The organism is Vannielia sp. SX4, from assembly GCF_052828525.1.
Genome location: NZ_CM128247.1, coordinates 2,494,279 through 2,507,906 on the forward strand (window position 1 = coordinate 2,494,279; position 13,628 = coordinate 2,507,906).

General features: G+C 64.3%; 12 protein-coding genes. 4 read left to right on the forward strand and 8 right to left on the reverse strand.

Features of this window, described 5'->3' with window-relative positions:
- The first annotated feature begins 46 nt into the window (after positions 1–46).
- Positions 47–1,648: an AMP-binding protein gene (locus tag ACUXVX_RS12315; protein ID WP_446308529.1), complete on the forward strand. Its 1,602-nt coding sequence runs from the start codon at positions 47–49 to the stop codon at positions 1,646–1,648.
- A gap of 1 nt (position 1,649) precedes the next feature.
- Here the strand turns inward: ACUXVX_RS12315 and ACUXVX_RS12320 are convergent, their stop codons facing one another.
- The 4 genes from ACUXVX_RS12320 to ACUXVX_RS12335 form a co-directional block, all read right to left on the reverse strand.
- Complete coding sequence (locus ACUXVX_RS12320; protein ID WP_446308530.1) at positions 1,650–2,795, reverse strand: hypothetical protein; 1,146 nt, start codon at positions 2,793–2,795, stop codon at positions 1,650–1,652.
- A 10-nt stretch (positions 2,796–2,805) separates the two neighbouring features.
- Entirely contained in the window at positions 2,806–3,675 is an 870-nt protein-coding gene (locus ACUXVX_RS12325) for a class I SAM-dependent methyltransferase (RefSeq protein ID WP_446308531.1), read from the reverse strand.
- Between the two features lie 39 nt (positions 3,676–3,714).
- Positions 3,715–5,304 (reverse strand): glutamine-hydrolyzing GMP synthase, encoded by a 1,590-nt coding sequence (gene guaA, locus ACUXVX_RS12330; protein WP_446308532.1) that lies wholly within the window; start codon positions 5,302–5,304, stop codon positions 3,715–3,717.
- An 87-nt stretch (positions 5,305–5,391) separates the two neighbouring features.
- Complete coding sequence (locus tag ACUXVX_RS12335; RefSeq protein ID WP_446308533.1) at positions 5,392–6,108, reverse strand: DUF2270 domain-containing protein; 717 nt, start codon at positions 6,106–6,108, stop codon at positions 5,392–5,394.
- Positions 6,109–6,292: 184 nt separating this feature from the next.
- On the opposite strand from ACUXVX_RS12335, the gene ACUXVX_RS12340 reads away from it, so the two are divergent.
- Positions 6,293–7,846, forward strand: coding sequence for a trimethylamine methyltransferase family protein (locus ACUXVX_RS12340; RefSeq protein WP_446308534.1), 1,554 nt, complete (start codon positions 6,293–6,295; stop codon positions 7,844–7,846).
- Between the two features lie 48 nt (positions 7,847–7,894).
- Here ACUXVX_RS12340 and ACUXVX_RS12345 read toward each other — a convergent pair whose 3' ends face one another.
- A complete protein-coding gene (locus tag ACUXVX_RS12345; protein ID WP_446308535.1) occupies positions 7,895–8,227 on the reverse strand; it encodes a DUF6477 family protein in 333 nt (110 codons plus the stop codon).
- Between the two features lie 240 nt (positions 8,228–8,467).
- Between ACUXVX_RS12345 and ACUXVX_RS12350 the strand changes: the two genes are divergently transcribed.
- Positions 8,468–9,604: a DUF6456 domain-containing protein gene (locus ACUXVX_RS12350; RefSeq protein WP_446308536.1), complete on the forward strand. Its 1,137-nt coding sequence runs from the start codon at positions 8,468–8,470 to the stop codon at positions 9,602–9,604.
- A gap of 173 nt (positions 9,605–9,777) precedes the next feature.
- Here the strand turns inward: ACUXVX_RS12350 and ACUXVX_RS12355 are convergent, their stop codons facing one another.
- On the reverse strand, positions 9,778–10,182 hold the full coding sequence (locus tag ACUXVX_RS12355; protein WP_446308537.1) for a hypothetical protein: 405 nt from the start codon (positions 10,180–10,182) through the stop codon (positions 9,778–9,780).
- 472 nt (positions 10,183–10,654) lie between these two features.
- Positions 10,655–11,320 carry a VIT1/CCC1 transporter family protein gene (locus ACUXVX_RS12360; protein ID WP_446308538.1) on the reverse strand — a complete coding sequence of 222 codons (666 nt, stop codon included), beginning with the start codon at positions 11,318–11,320 and terminating at the stop codon, positions 10,655–10,657.
- A 219-nt stretch (positions 11,321–11,539) separates the two neighbouring features.
- On the opposite strand from ACUXVX_RS12360, the gene ACUXVX_RS12365 reads away from it, so the two are divergent.
- Positions 11,540–12,454 carry a LysR substrate-binding domain-containing protein gene (locus ACUXVX_RS12365; RefSeq protein ID WP_446308539.1) on the forward strand — a complete coding sequence of 305 codons (915 nt, stop codon included), beginning with the start codon at positions 11,540–11,542 and terminating at the stop codon, positions 12,452–12,454.
- Between the two features lie 82 nt (positions 12,455–12,536).
- On the opposite strand, the gene ACUXVX_RS12370 is transcribed toward ACUXVX_RS12365, so the two are convergent.
- Entirely contained in the window at positions 12,537–13,619 is a 1,083-nt protein-coding gene (locus ACUXVX_RS12370; protein ID WP_446308540.1) for a 2'-deoxycytidine 5'-triphosphate deaminase, read from the reverse strand.
- Positions 13,620–13,628: the final 9 nt, after the last annotated feature.

Below are 13,628 nucleotides of genomic sequence, written 5' to 3' on the forward strand. Positions count from 1 at the left end.
TTCCTTCCCGCGATCCGAAGGCACTCTGCCCGCGAGGAGGAGTGCCATGACCGAGCCACAGGCGTTCAGCACCGAGGGCCGCACCATCGGGGAGGTGTGGGAGGAGGCCGCGCGCCGCTTTGGCGGGGCGGAGTTTCTGGTCGCCCCCGGCGGCCCGGCGCTCAGCTATGTGGAGGCGGGCGAGAGGATCGAGACGGCGGCAAAGGCGCTCGCTGCGGCGGGCTACGGTGCGGGCCATCGCATCGCCGTTTGCCTTGGCACGAAGCCCGAGCACTACCTGCTGAAACTGGCGATGAACCGGCTCGGCATCTCCTTCGTGCCGATCAACCCCGATTATCGCCCGGGCGAGCTGGCCTATGTGCTGGAGGATTCCGCCGCCACGCTCATCATCGCCGCACCGGAGCATGCGGAGCTTGCGCAGGCTGCTGCGGCCGAGATGGAAAATCCGCCGCTCTTCAGCCTCTTCGAGGGCGACCTTGATCTCCCCACCGCGCCCTCCGCGCCGCCCGGCGGCGCGATCACGCCCGACACCGAGGCCAGCCTTCTCTACACCTCCGGCACCACGGGCCGCCCCAAGGGCTGCATCCTGAGCCACGATTACGAGCTGCTCATGGGCGAAAGCTACCTGCGCCCGCGCGGCGCGATGGCGGTGACGGGCGACGACCGCATCTTCAACCCCTTGCCCGCCTTCCACGTGAACGCAGGCGTGCTGACCTTCTTCGGGGTGATGCTCGCCGGGGCCACGCTGATCCAGCCCCCGCGCTTCTCGGCCAGCCGGTTCTGGGAAGACTGCGCCGAAACCGGCGCCACCGTGTTCCACTACCTCGGCGTAGTGATCTCGGTGCTGATGGCCGACAAAGCGGCAGGCCCCGAGCGCCTCGGCGCGCTCCGCGCAGGGCTGGGCGCCGGGGTCGAACCCGCTCTGCACACCGGCTTCGAGGCCCGCTTTGGCATCCCGTTGGTGGAACTCTGGGGCATGACCGAGATGTGCCGCGTGCTGTCGATGGAAGAAGAGCCGCGCCACCCCCACACCCGCGCCATGGGCCGCCCCCGCGACGATCTGGAGGTGCAGGTTTGGGACGATGCCGGGGCGCGGGTCGCACCCGGAACCCCCGGCGAAATGGTCATCCGCCACTCAGCCACCACCCCCCGGCGCGGGTTTTTCTCCGGTTACTTGAACAAGCCCGACGCCACCAAAGAGGCCTGGTCAGGCGGCTGGTTTCACACCGGCGACACCGTCACGATGGATGAAGATGGCGTCATAAGTTTCGTGGATCGCAAGAAAAACATCATCCGCAGGGCAGGGGAGAACATCGCCGCCGCCGAAGTCGAAAACACCCTCTTCGCCCACCCCGCGGTGGAAAACGTCGCCGTACTCCCATGCCCCGACGAAACCCGCGAAGAAGAAGTCCTCGCCGCCATCAAACTCGCCCCCGGCCACGCCCCCACGGCAGAAACCGCCACCGCCATCTTCACCGACGCCTTCGCCGAACTCGCCTACTACAAGCCCCCGGGCTGGATCCTCTTCGTCGACGAGATTCCTGTCACCGGAACACAGAAGGTGCAAAAGCACGCGCTGTTCCCGGGTGGGGAGGATCCGCGCACGCGGGCGGGCATTCATGACTTGAGGAGCTTGAAGAAACGATAGTTCAGGTTTGACGGCCCTCTGCCTGCCCATACCGTAGGTAGTGCTCGTAGGGATTCATCCCCGAGGTTGCGACATCGGGGTGAAATTCAAGATAGCGTGCCGCATCGAAGGCCGCGGGTGCTCCCATGCCCTCGATCTCGCGTACCAACGCCTCCAGAAGGGCTTCCTCCAGCGCCAAGTTGGCTGGCAGATCAAGGCTCGCGAGAAACTCCGTGATGTGCGATACATGGCTTGCGAGGCAGGCAGCGAGCTGAGCTTGAAAATCAGTGCTTTGCGATTCACCCTTCAAGTCGGCGGTGTAGTCGATCCCGAAAGTTTCGGCGAGCCAGTGGCTGTCATTCTCTGCACCCTTGCGGACGAGCGCGCGGAAAATTTCTTTCGGGGGCTTTTCGAATCCGGCTCCGGTATCGAAGGCACGCACTATGCGATTAACGAGCCTCCGGCGTGCCGCAATTCGATGCGGCTTGTCTTTGACTGCCAGCGGCAGGGTATCCAACTTCCGGGTCAGCGCAAGGGCTGCAAGCGACATGCTCTGATTAACCGCTTGCGTCGGCGGCAGCACAATACCGGCAAGTTTTGAAAAAACCTCGATCAGGTCTTGCCTGCCGGATAAGATGGCGTCGAAATCGCAGGCAATGACGTTGGCGGGCCCCAGCGCTTCAACAAAAGGCGCAATCTTATGATGGTACCCAGGCGAGAGCGGCACGGGAGCAAGGCCGTTCTTGACCCGCTCTTGTGTATCGGAGGCGACGTAAGCCAGCGGACTGCGTGTAAAAACTACGACTTTTACGGTTAGCCCAGCATCTGAGATCCGTGCAAGAAGCGCCTGCTTCTCGGCCGTGGCGAGTACCGAGATGTCCTCGCCGGATATCACCAGCCGATCATGTGACGGGTCAGCCAGGTCTCTGTCAAGTTCGGCGAGATATTTTTTTCGTAGTGCTTCGACCCGGGATGACGTGAAACCCTGATTGCGCCAGATGTGGTAGGCTGCGCGCCTTTCAGAGAAAATAGTGTACAGTGGAATCGAATGGTTTTGGTGCTGGAACCCGGCACAACGTGTGACGCCGTCATTGTAGCCGTGCAGGGCCCGTTGGATAGTGGTGGATCCGGTCTTGTGAGTGCCGATATGGAGCAGGACTTCCTTCAAAGCCTTTTGCTCACTTTTGCAGCATTACAGTGAACTCATTGCGTCCACGTACTGGGCCGTGACAGGTCACGCCGGTGAATGGGATATGGCCGGTGGCAATTAAGGTGCGCAGGATGTCTGACAGGCTCAGCGGATCGAACTGCCATGCGTGCGCATCAATATAGGCGCCATCCGCATTCTCGAACTCGGCCAAAGCAGCCTTAACACGTTCCGGGTCCAGTGGTGTGTATGAGCGATGCCAAGACTGTTTCCAGTGTTTGGCGCTATTGTTGTGTGTGGTCATCGCGCGGTGGCGGACAATTGTGCCCAGAGTGTGGCGGCGACGCTTTTCGGTATAGGCGTCGAAGACCGCGGCGATAGTGGACAAAGGAAGAAGTGCATCGAAACAGTACTTCGCATTGGGGACAATCATCCCATAGGTGCCGCCAGGTTCCAGTAGCCTCGCCGCTTCTCGCAGATGGCTGATCAAATCCGGTTGGTGTTCGAGATTGTGGGCCGAAAAGAGCACCTCGAAGCGCTCGTCCACGCAGGCCATGGTGCAATCGGTCGAAACATAGTGGATTTCGGGCAACCGCTCAGTGGAGAGCCCCATTTTAGCGGCGCGGGCAGCGAGCCCCTCGGTGGAAAGCACATCAAGATAGCGCGTGCTTGGGCCGGTGAGGCAAGGGTTCACATAAGGCCCAATCTCCAGTGCACGTTTTCCACGAAACGGCTCGATGAATTCGTTTTTCTTTGCTCGCGGATGCGCGATACGCCCTGCGTTGTATCCATGCTCTGCGTAGTGACGGGCGCACTGCGTATCGTCCAGTTGCGCTAGGTCGGTGTGTGTAGCCCGGTAGAAGTCCCAGTCGGTTTCAATGTGGGAAAAGAGATCATCCATTACACAATCTCGCGCGCGCTTTCGATACACTTACCACGATCACTCCCACTCGATCGTTCCCGGCGGTTTGGAGGTTATGTCATAGGTTACCCTGTTGATTCCAGCAATTTCGTTGATGATCCGCGTCGCGGTTTCGCCGAGGAACTCATGGGTGAAGGGGTAGTAGTCGGCGGTCATGCCGTCCACGCTGGTCACCGCACGCAGAGCGCAGGCGTAGTCGTAGGTGCGACCGTCGCCCATCACGCCGACCGTCCGCACCGGCAGGATCGCGACGAAGGCCTGCCAGATCTCGTCATAGAGCCCGTGCTTGCGGATCTGGTCGATGTAAACAGCATCCGCCTCGCGCAGGATGTCGAGCTTGGCGGGCGTGATCTCGCCGGGGCAGCGGATCGCGAGGCCCGGGCCGGGGAAGGGGTGGCGGCCGATGAAGCTGGCGGGCAGGCCAAGCTCGCGGCCAAGTGCGCGAACCTCGTCTTTGAACAGCTCGCGCAGCGGCTCGACCAGCTTGAGGCCCATCTTCTCGGGCAGGCCGCCCACATTGTGGTGGCTCTTGATCGTCACCGAAGGCCCGCCGCTGAACGACACGCTCTCGATCACATCCGGATAGAGCGTGCCCTGGGCCAGAAACTCCACGCCCTCGATCTCGTCGGCGTGTTTCTGGAACACATCGATGAAGAGCTTGCCGATGATCTTTCTCTTGGTTTCCGGGTCACTTACGCCGTCAAGCTCACCCAAAAACAGCTCGCCCTCGTCGGCGTGGATCAACGGCAGATTGTAGTGCTCGCGGAACATGCCCACGACCTCCTGCGCCTCGTCTTTGCGCATCAGCCCGTGGTCGACAAAGACGCAGGTCAGCTGTTCGCCAATGGCCTCGTGCAGCAGCACGGCGGCCACCGAAGAATCCACGCCGCCCGAAAGCGCGCAGATCACCTTGGCATCGCCCACCTGCTCGCGGATGCGGGCCACGGCCTCTTCGCGGTAGGCGCCCATCGTCCAGTCGCCGGCAAAGCCCGCCAGCTTCACGAAATTCTCGTAGAGCGTGGCGCCGTTGGGGGTGTGGTGCACCTCGGGGTGGAACTGCACGGCATAGAAATTGCGGCTCAGGTCGGCGGTGATCGCATAGGGCGCGTTGGGCGAGGTGCCATAGACCTCGAAGCCCGGCGCCAGCTTGGCCACGTGGTCGCCGTGGCTCATCCAGACCTGCTCCGGCCCGTCGAGGAACCAGCCTTCGAGCAGGCCGATCCGCGCGTCGGAAGGTGTCACCTTCGCCCGGCCGAACTCGGCGGTGCCGCCGCCGCCGGTGTTCTTGCCGCCATGCACCTTGCCGCCTAGGTCTTCCATCATCGCCTGCTGGCCGTAGCATATGCCGAGGATCGGCACGCCGAGGTCATAGACCGACGCTGGCGGGCGCGGCGAGCCTTCGCGGGTCACCGAGTCCGGACCGCCGGAGAAGATCACCGCTTTGGGGGCGAACTCGGCCAGAAAGGCATCATCCACCGTGTTGAACGGGTGGATCTCGCAGTAAACGCTCAACTCGCGCAGCCGCCGCGCGATGAGCTGCGTCACCTGGGAGCCGAAGTCGATGATGAGAAGGCGCTCGTGGTGGCGCTCGGGAAGGGATGTGCTCATGGGGCAAGGCAATATTGCGCGCCGGGGCAGGGTGCAAGCCTGCAAAGCGCGGGAATCGGGGGCGCGGGGCCGGCGCCCACGCAGGCCTCAGCCCATCGAGCTGGAGCTTTTCTTGCCCCGCTTGCGCGCCAGCGCCGCGTCGTGCCGGTAGCTCCAGAAGGCGATGGCCGACCAGCTGGTCACGTAGAACAGCCCGATCCCGATTACCACTTCGCCCGGCAGCGGCCCCACGTTGGCCCGCACCACCGCCTGCTCCCAGCTTTCGATGGCATTCGGATGCACCACGATCTTGCCGGCATAGGCGAGGCTCTGGATCAGCAGAATCCACAGGTAATTGCGCCGTATCCGCCGCCCCAGCGCGACCCAGAAGCTCACATGATAATGCGGGCGCAGGTAGTCCTCGCTCAGCACCTTCTGCCACTCCTCCTCCATGTGCAGGTCGCCATCATAGAGCATGGGCGCGTAAAAATGGGTCTCCATCCACCGCGCCCGCGCCCGCCAGACGTTGAAATAGCGGTAGCGCCGCGCCTCCAGCATCAGGAACAGCAGGATCAAAACGCCGACCAGCACCAGCGGCAGGGGCGAGGCACCGGGCGAGGAAAAGCTGATCGAAAGCGCCACGCCCAGCGTCACCACCGCCCAGTTTGTCGTGGTGTCGAGCCGGGTGCGCCAGATCGTGCTGCGATAGACCTCGCCGCGGTAAAGGTGGGCGAGCGCGGTGATCTCCGAGGAGGTCAGCGTGAGCCGCTCCTCGGTCCCGCGCCGGGCGCCCCTCTCCGGGGCCGGGCTGGCGGATGCTGTCATGGCGGCCTCCCTCCGCGATGGGCTGCCATTCAAGCATCTTTGCCGCCGTCCGGTCAAAGCCGCGTCGCAGCACGCCCTCGGCATGTCGCTTTTCCCCCCGAGGCGGCGCAATCCGCCCTCGCAGCACGTCCGGCATCCGCTATCAGGCTGCAAAGGCAACCCTTCTGAGGGAAAGGATTCGGGTATGACGGATGCAGCGGCAGGCAGGCGGCGCGGGCGCGGTGGCGGCGGAGCCGCGCGCCGGGCGGAGCGCACCGGGTTCAAGATCGAGGCCGCGAAGTTCATCACCCGCGCCATCCCCAACCTCGAAATCCTGAACGAGGAGGCGCTGGAGATCATCGAGCACAACGCCGAGACCGTGCTCGAAGAGATCGGCGTGGCCTTTGTCGAGAACCCCAAGGCACTGGAGCGCTGGCGCGAGGCGGGGGCAACGGTTGAGGGCGAGCGGGTGCATATTCCGCGCGGGCTGGCCCGCAAGCTCTGCGAAACCGCGCCCGGCCAGTTCACCCAGATCGCCCGGAATCCTGAGCGCAACGTCGAGATCGGCGGCAAGAACCTCGTGCTCGCCCCGGTCTACGGCCCGCCCTTCGTGCGCGACAATTCGGGCGGCCGCCGCTACGCCACGATGGATGATTTCAACAACTTCGTGAAGCTGGGCTACATGTCCAAGTGGCTGCACCACTCGGGCGGCACGGTCTGCGAGCCGACCGACATTCCGGTCGCCAAGCGCCATCTCGACATGCTGATGAGCCACATCACGCTGTCGGACAAGCCGTTCATGGGCTCGGTCACAGAGCCGTCGCGGGCCGTCGACAGCGTCGCCATGGCCGAGATCCTCTTCAAAGGCGAGGAGGGCGGGCTGAACGGGCGCTGCGCGATGACCTCGCTCATCAACATCAACTCGCCGCTCACCTTCGATTCGGTAATGATGGGCGCGCTCGAGGCCTATGCCGAGGCCGGGCAGGCCTGCATCATCTCTCCCTTCATCGTCGGCGGGGCGATGGCGCCGGTGTCGGTGGCTGGCACGCTCACGCAGGTGCTGGCCGAGGTGCTGGCAGGCGTGGCCTACAGCCAGCTTGTCAAACCCGGCGCGCCGGTGATCTTTGGCGCCTTCGTCACCTCGATCGACATGAACTCCGGCGCCCCCACCTTCGGCACCCCCGAGGCGAGCCAGGTCACCTACGGCGCGGGGCAGCTCGCCCGCCGCCTCGGCCTGCCGTTCCGCTCCTCCGGCTCGTTCAACGGCTCCAAACTGCCCGATGCGCAGGCCGCCTATGAAACTGCGAACTCGCTGAACATGGGCCTGCTCTCGGGCGTCAACTTCATGCTGCACGCCTGCGGTTGGCTCGAGGGCGGCCTTGTTTCGTCCTACGAGAAGTTCGTGATGGACGCCGATCAACTCGGCATCCTGCACCGGCTCGCTGCGCCCGTTCCGGTCGATGAGAACGGACAGGCAATGGACGCCCTGCGCGAGGTCGGTCCCGGCGGCCACTATCTCGGCTGCGCCCACACCCAGGCCAACTATCAAACCGCCTTCTGGAAGTCCGAAGTGCTCGACTACAAGCCCTTCGAGACATGGGAAGAGGAAGGCGCGCGCGATACCGCGACGCTGGCCGCCGACCGGGTGCAAAAGCTGCTCGGCGCCTATCAGGCCCCGGCGCTCGACGAAGGCATCCGCGAAGAATTGGAGGCTTTCGTGGCCAAGCGCAAAGAGGTGCTGCCCGACTCCATGTCGTGATCGGGCGCGAGATCGGGCGCGGGGGCGCTCAGGCCCCCAAAGCCCCGTTCACCCCTCGGCGGTCTCCTGCGGCAGCAGCCGGGCCTCGGCCAGCAGGGCGATCATCACCTCGACATGGCGGATGACCGAATAGGTCGAAAGCCCGGTCTGCCGCCCTTCCTCCATTTCCGCCTCGGTGCGGATCAGGTCACGCACGGCCTGGGTGGGGGCGGGCAGGGTGGCCACCCGCATGATCCGCTTCAGATCGCGGGTGCGGGAATAGTCGGCCAGCCCGAGCCGCGCGGCCCGAATCAACAGCTTGGGCCGGCGCAGGCCGCCGAGCGGGCCGGTTGTCTTGCGGGCCTGATGACCTTCGGTGCGAATGGGGGGTTGTTCTGTCATGGTGGTCTCCCAGAGTTGCCAGGGCCACAGTTGCACAACCTATGCGGGTGTTGCGCAATCAGCGATTGAGCGCACGCAACGGCAGTAATTTTTCACAAATTTTAGACAAAGCTGAGCCTTACGACGCATTGTTAACTTCTGAGTAACCAATGCGCCCCTAGGTTGTATATGCTGGAGACTGATACATCAGAGATTGCCCCACAAGAGATCACAAGGGGCACATCGAAGGGGACGGCGAGGATGACCGGGATTATCGGAGACCTGGAGGACTCCGCAGCGGTGCCACAATGGGTGCCCAGAAGCGCATTGCACTACCTGAAACACACCGAGGCGGGGCTCTCCATTCGGGGGCTGGCGCGGTCGGAGGGGGTCCATGCCTCCACGATTCTCAGGCAGATAAGGCGATTTGAACAGCGTCGTGACGATCCGCTTGTCGATGAGGCTCTCGCCAGTCTCGGGCAGGTGCATTTCAACCTGTGTGAGGCCGCGGGCAAGCCCCGGGCCGCCAAGGAGACGCTGAGCATGAGCCGCCATTTCACCCCCGACCGCAAGATCTGTGATGAAGCCACCGTCGCCCGCGAGGGCCGCCGCATTCTCCGCCGCCTGTCGGAATCGGGCGCGGTGCTGGCCGTGGCCGCCGATCTGGAAAAGGCCGCCGTGGTGCGCAGCCTCGCCGATGGCCGCTCGACCCGCACCGCCGTGCTCGACCGTGAGGTGGCCCAAGCCTTCGCCCTCAAGGAGTGGATCGCCCTGCGCAAGCCCGGCCGGGTCGCCAGCTACACCATCACCGCCGCAGGCCGCGCGGCGCTGAAGCGGATGCTGGCCGAAACCGAGGGCGTGGCAGGCGGCTTTGCCGAGGGGATGACCCCTTTCACATGGCAGCACGCCGATATCGAAGAGGCCGACGCGGGCGAGGATCGGCCCCGCAAGATCCGCTACAACCGCGCCGAAAGCCCGGTGACGGCGCTGGCCCGCCGCCGCGAGAAGGATGGCAAACCCTTTCTCGGTGCCGATCTGGTCGCCGCCGCCGAGCGCCTGCGCGAAGATTTCGAGATGGCGCAGATGGGCCCGCGCGTGGCCCAGAACTGGGACAACTTCCTGACCGGCGGCACCCGGGGCCGGTTCGAGGCGGGCAAAGGCCCGGCCAACGGCCCCGCCGCCAGCCGCGCCCGCGTGGCCGAGGCGCTGCGCGATCTTGGCCCCGGACTGGGCGACATGGTGCTGCGTTGCTGCTGCTTTCTCGAAGGGCTGGAAGCCACCGAAAAGCGCATGGGCTGGTCGGCCCGCTCCGGCAAGATCGTGCTGCGCATCGCGCTCCAACGGCTGAAGCGGCACTACGAAGAGGCCTACGGGCCGGAGGCGCATATGATCGGCTGAAAATTTTTAATAGTTCAAACATCTTCCCGCCGCCGACCCACGCGACACAACCGCGTGGGTCTACCTGGAATCAGACAGCGATCTCATTTGCAATGACCAGCAAAAATACCTCTAAATGTGACAATACACCCTTCTTCGGCTCATTGATCGGCTTTTTTCTCCAGCTGGCTCGCCTAGGGTTTCTCTGCTTTGTCTTCGGGTATCTCTTTCCGGTGTTGCTCTGGCTGGTGGTTACTTAGTTCTTTTATGATTTCGTGAATGGGCTGATCGCCGTTAAGTCGCTCAATCAGGTCCAAACCTTCGTTTATTCCTGCCAAAGTTGCGAATACGGCCGTGCCTCCGATAGCTGAAAGTTTGACTAGCTTTGCAAGAAAACTGAGTGCCTTTTTCGGCTCTTCGGATTCAAGAGCTCGTTGTACCACCCCACTAATATGCGTGGATATCTCAGCAGCAACTCTCTTGACTGCTTCTTCGTTCTTGCGGTCAACAGTCCGTTCAAGGCGACGCGCCTGCTGCCTGTTAACTTGTACATTGGCTAACATTGCCACGGCGTGCCTCTGAAAGGTTTCAAAGGCCATTGTTGCTGTGGCGCTATTTCCTCCTGATGCCCAAGTCTTCCCGTTGGAATGGTACACGTTCTGTACTTCCGCCCGCCCGCCGCATCGAGGGCATTGTTCAACGTTACCGGACAAATTTACGGTTCCGCGCCCTTGTGCATCTCCAACAAGACTCGCAAGTACAGAAGGGAAAGTCAGGCCACATGAGTGGCAATAAGAGTTTACCAAGTAGCGCCCCAAGCAATTTTACCGCACGAGATTCAGTTTATCGCCGTCCATTGTGCCTGGCTACCCTCCTGGGACTTGAACCATTCGTTCTCTTGATCTCCAAGTGGCTCTGACGACCTAATAGTTACCCGTGGATGATCTTTTGGCGCAGCATTTCTCGTCATTCTTACGCTTTATTGGTGCGGTTTGTTACAGTGTCAGATGCTCAATCCCAATAAGGAATGATTATATTCAGTAACGTTATTCATGGAAGGGCTTGCCGTCTTCAGCCCACCAAAGCCCCCACGGCAAAAGCCACCGACCCGCAAAGCGCCCCCACGCCCACCACCTCCGCCAGCGCCCGTGCCGCCCGTTCACCCGTCGCCCGCGCCCTGAGCAGCCCGAGCGCCAGCAAGGCCCCGAGGCTGGCCAGCGCCGAGGCTGCCGCGCTGCCTGCTTCCGGCCCGGCGAGCAGGAACGGCAGCAGCGGCACCAGCCCGAAGGCCAGAAAGGCGCCAAAGGTCACGAGGCCATCCAGCGCGGGCCGGGCGCCGCGCATGTCGGGGAGGGCCACGCCCGCACCCGCCAGCAGGTCGGCCACCAGCTCAGGGCTTTCCTCCAACCCCTCCGCCACCCGCGCCGCCGTTGCCGCGCCAAGGCCCCTCTGACCGAGCACCGCCACCAGCGCCGCCCGGTCCGACCGGGCCAGCACCCGTGCCCGCTCCGCCCGGTAGAGCGCCCGCGCCGAGCGGGTGGAAAGGAACTCTCCGAGCCCCATCGAAACCCCGTCGGCAAAAAGGTTGGCCAGCCCGAAGACCAGCACCGCCAGCGCCCCGATTCCCGCCGCCCCCTCGGCCTCCGCCCCGGCGAATCCGGCGACGATTGCAAAGGTGGTGACGATCCCGTCATTCCCGCCATAGGTGATTTGCTTCAGGTGGTCGGTCAGGGGCATGTCTGGCTCATCCGGCTGGCTGCAAAAGCAGCATGCCATGCGCCCGCGGGCCTTTCCTTGCGCTCGGTCAAGGTGGCGGGCGCCCGCTGGGGACGGGGCCCGCCAGAAACCGGCCTGACGGCCCGGCTTCATTCCGGAGTGGTGGAATTCCGCAGTTTTTGCCCGGATTCGCTCCGAGATGGAAATTGCTTTTTCGCCGCACTGCGATTAGCTCGCCTTATGAACCTCACCCTCCGCCAACTCCGCTCGTTCTCCGCCCTTGCCGAAACCGGAAGTTTCGTGCGGGCGGCGGAACTTGTGCATATCTCCCAGCCTGCGCTGAGCCAGCAAATCAAGGAGATGGAGGCGCAAACCGGCCTGCGGTTGGTGGAGCGTCAGCCGCGCCGCGCCGTGCTCACGCCCGCGGGCCACGAGCTTCTGGCCCATGCCCGCGCCGTTCTGGCCGAGATGGACGCGCTGGAGCAGGCGACACGCTGGCGCGAAGGGCTGGGCGGGCGGCTGGCGCTAGGCGTCATCCCCACGGTTGCGCCGTATCTCTTGCCCGTGGCCCTGCCGCTCATCCGTTCGCGCAACCTCACGCTCGAGCTGCGCATCCGCGAAAGCCAGACCGAATCCGTGCTCGACGCACTGGAGGCCGGGCGGCTCGATGCCGCCGTGGTCGCGCTCCCCTCGGGCCGGGCAGGGATGATCGAGGAGCCGCTCTTTGCCGATCGCTTCCTGCTGGCAGGCAACGCCGCCACGCTGGCCGGGCAGGGCGCCTCGATCAGCCCCAATGCGCTCGACCCCGACCGCCTGCTACTGCTCGAAGAGGGCCATTGCCTCGCCGATCAGGCGCTGGAGGTCTGCGCCCTGCGCCGGGCCGACACGCGGGTCGATCTGGGGGCCTCCTCGCTCGCCACGCTCTCGGGCCTCGTGGCCGAGGGTTTCGGCTTCACCTTCCTGCCCGAGCTGGCCGCCGCCTCCGAGCTGGCCGCCGCCCCCAAACTCGCCCTGCGCCGCTTCTCCGAGCCACAGCCCGCCCGCACGCTCGGCCTTCTGCGCCGCCGCACCGCCACCGATGACGGCTGGTTCACCACCCTCGCCGAGATCCTGCGTGAAGCCGGCCAAAGCCGCCTTGCCGCGCTCCCGGTCTAGGGCGCAACCGCTTCATTTTCTTGCTGAGAATACTCAATCCCGAGGCCGCCAAAGGCGCAGCCGTGCAAGCGGGGTCTCTGCCCTAAACCTTGAAGTGCTTCGCCAGATTCAGCCCCTGGCCCTGGTAGTTGGAGGCGATCTCCGCGCCATAGAGCCGCTCGGGCCGCTCGGCCATGCGCTCATAGATCAGTCGCCCCACGACCTGCCCGTGCTCCAGCACGAAAGGCGCCTCGTGGCAGCGCACCTCCAGCACCCCGCGCGAGCCTGCGCCCCCCGCCTCGGCATGGCCGAACCCAGGGTCGAAGAAGCCCGCGTAATGCACCCGGAACTCGCCCACCAGCGCCAGATAGGGCGCCATCTCGGCGGCATACATCGGCGGGATCGTCACCGCCTCCCGGCTCACCAGAATATAGAAGGCCCCCGGATCGAGGATGATCCGCCCCTCCTGCGTTTCGATCCGCTCCCAGAACTCCGCCGCCGGGTACTCGCCAATCCGGTCGAGGTCGATGATCCCGGTGTGCGGCTTGGCGCGGTAGCCCACCAACCCGTCCTTGCCAGGCTCCAGATCGACCGAAAAGCCAAGCCCATCGTCGATCACTGCCGGGCCATCCACCAGCGGCACCTCGGCATGGAGCGCGTGCAGCGCCGCGTCATCCAGCACCGCTTGCCCGCGCCGGAAACGCAGCTGGTTCAACCGCATCCCCGGTCGCACCAGCACCGAAAAGCTGCGCGGGCAGATCTCGGCATAAAGCGGGCCTTCGTAGCCCGCAGGCACCCGGTCAAACTCAACGCCCCGGTCGGTCACCAGCCGCGTCAGCAGGTCCAGCCGCCCAGTGGAGCTTTTGGCATTGGCCACCGCCGTCAGCCCCGGCTCAAGGCTCAGGCTCTCCATCAGCGGCACGAGATAGACGCAGCCCTTTTCCAGCACAGCGCCGCCCTCGAGCGACACTTCATGCATCCCGAACTCGCCCAGCCGCTCGGCCACGGTGGCACCCTTGCCCGGCAGGAAGGAGGCGCGCACGCGGTAAGCCACTGTTCCCAAACGCAGATCAAGGCTGGCGGGTTGGATCTGGGCCTCGGTCACGTCGGGCGTGCCGCGCAGGCTGCCCCGTTCGATCATCGCCGAAATCGCCTGCCCCGGCAGAACGCCCGTGGTCTCGCTCATGGCTTGCGC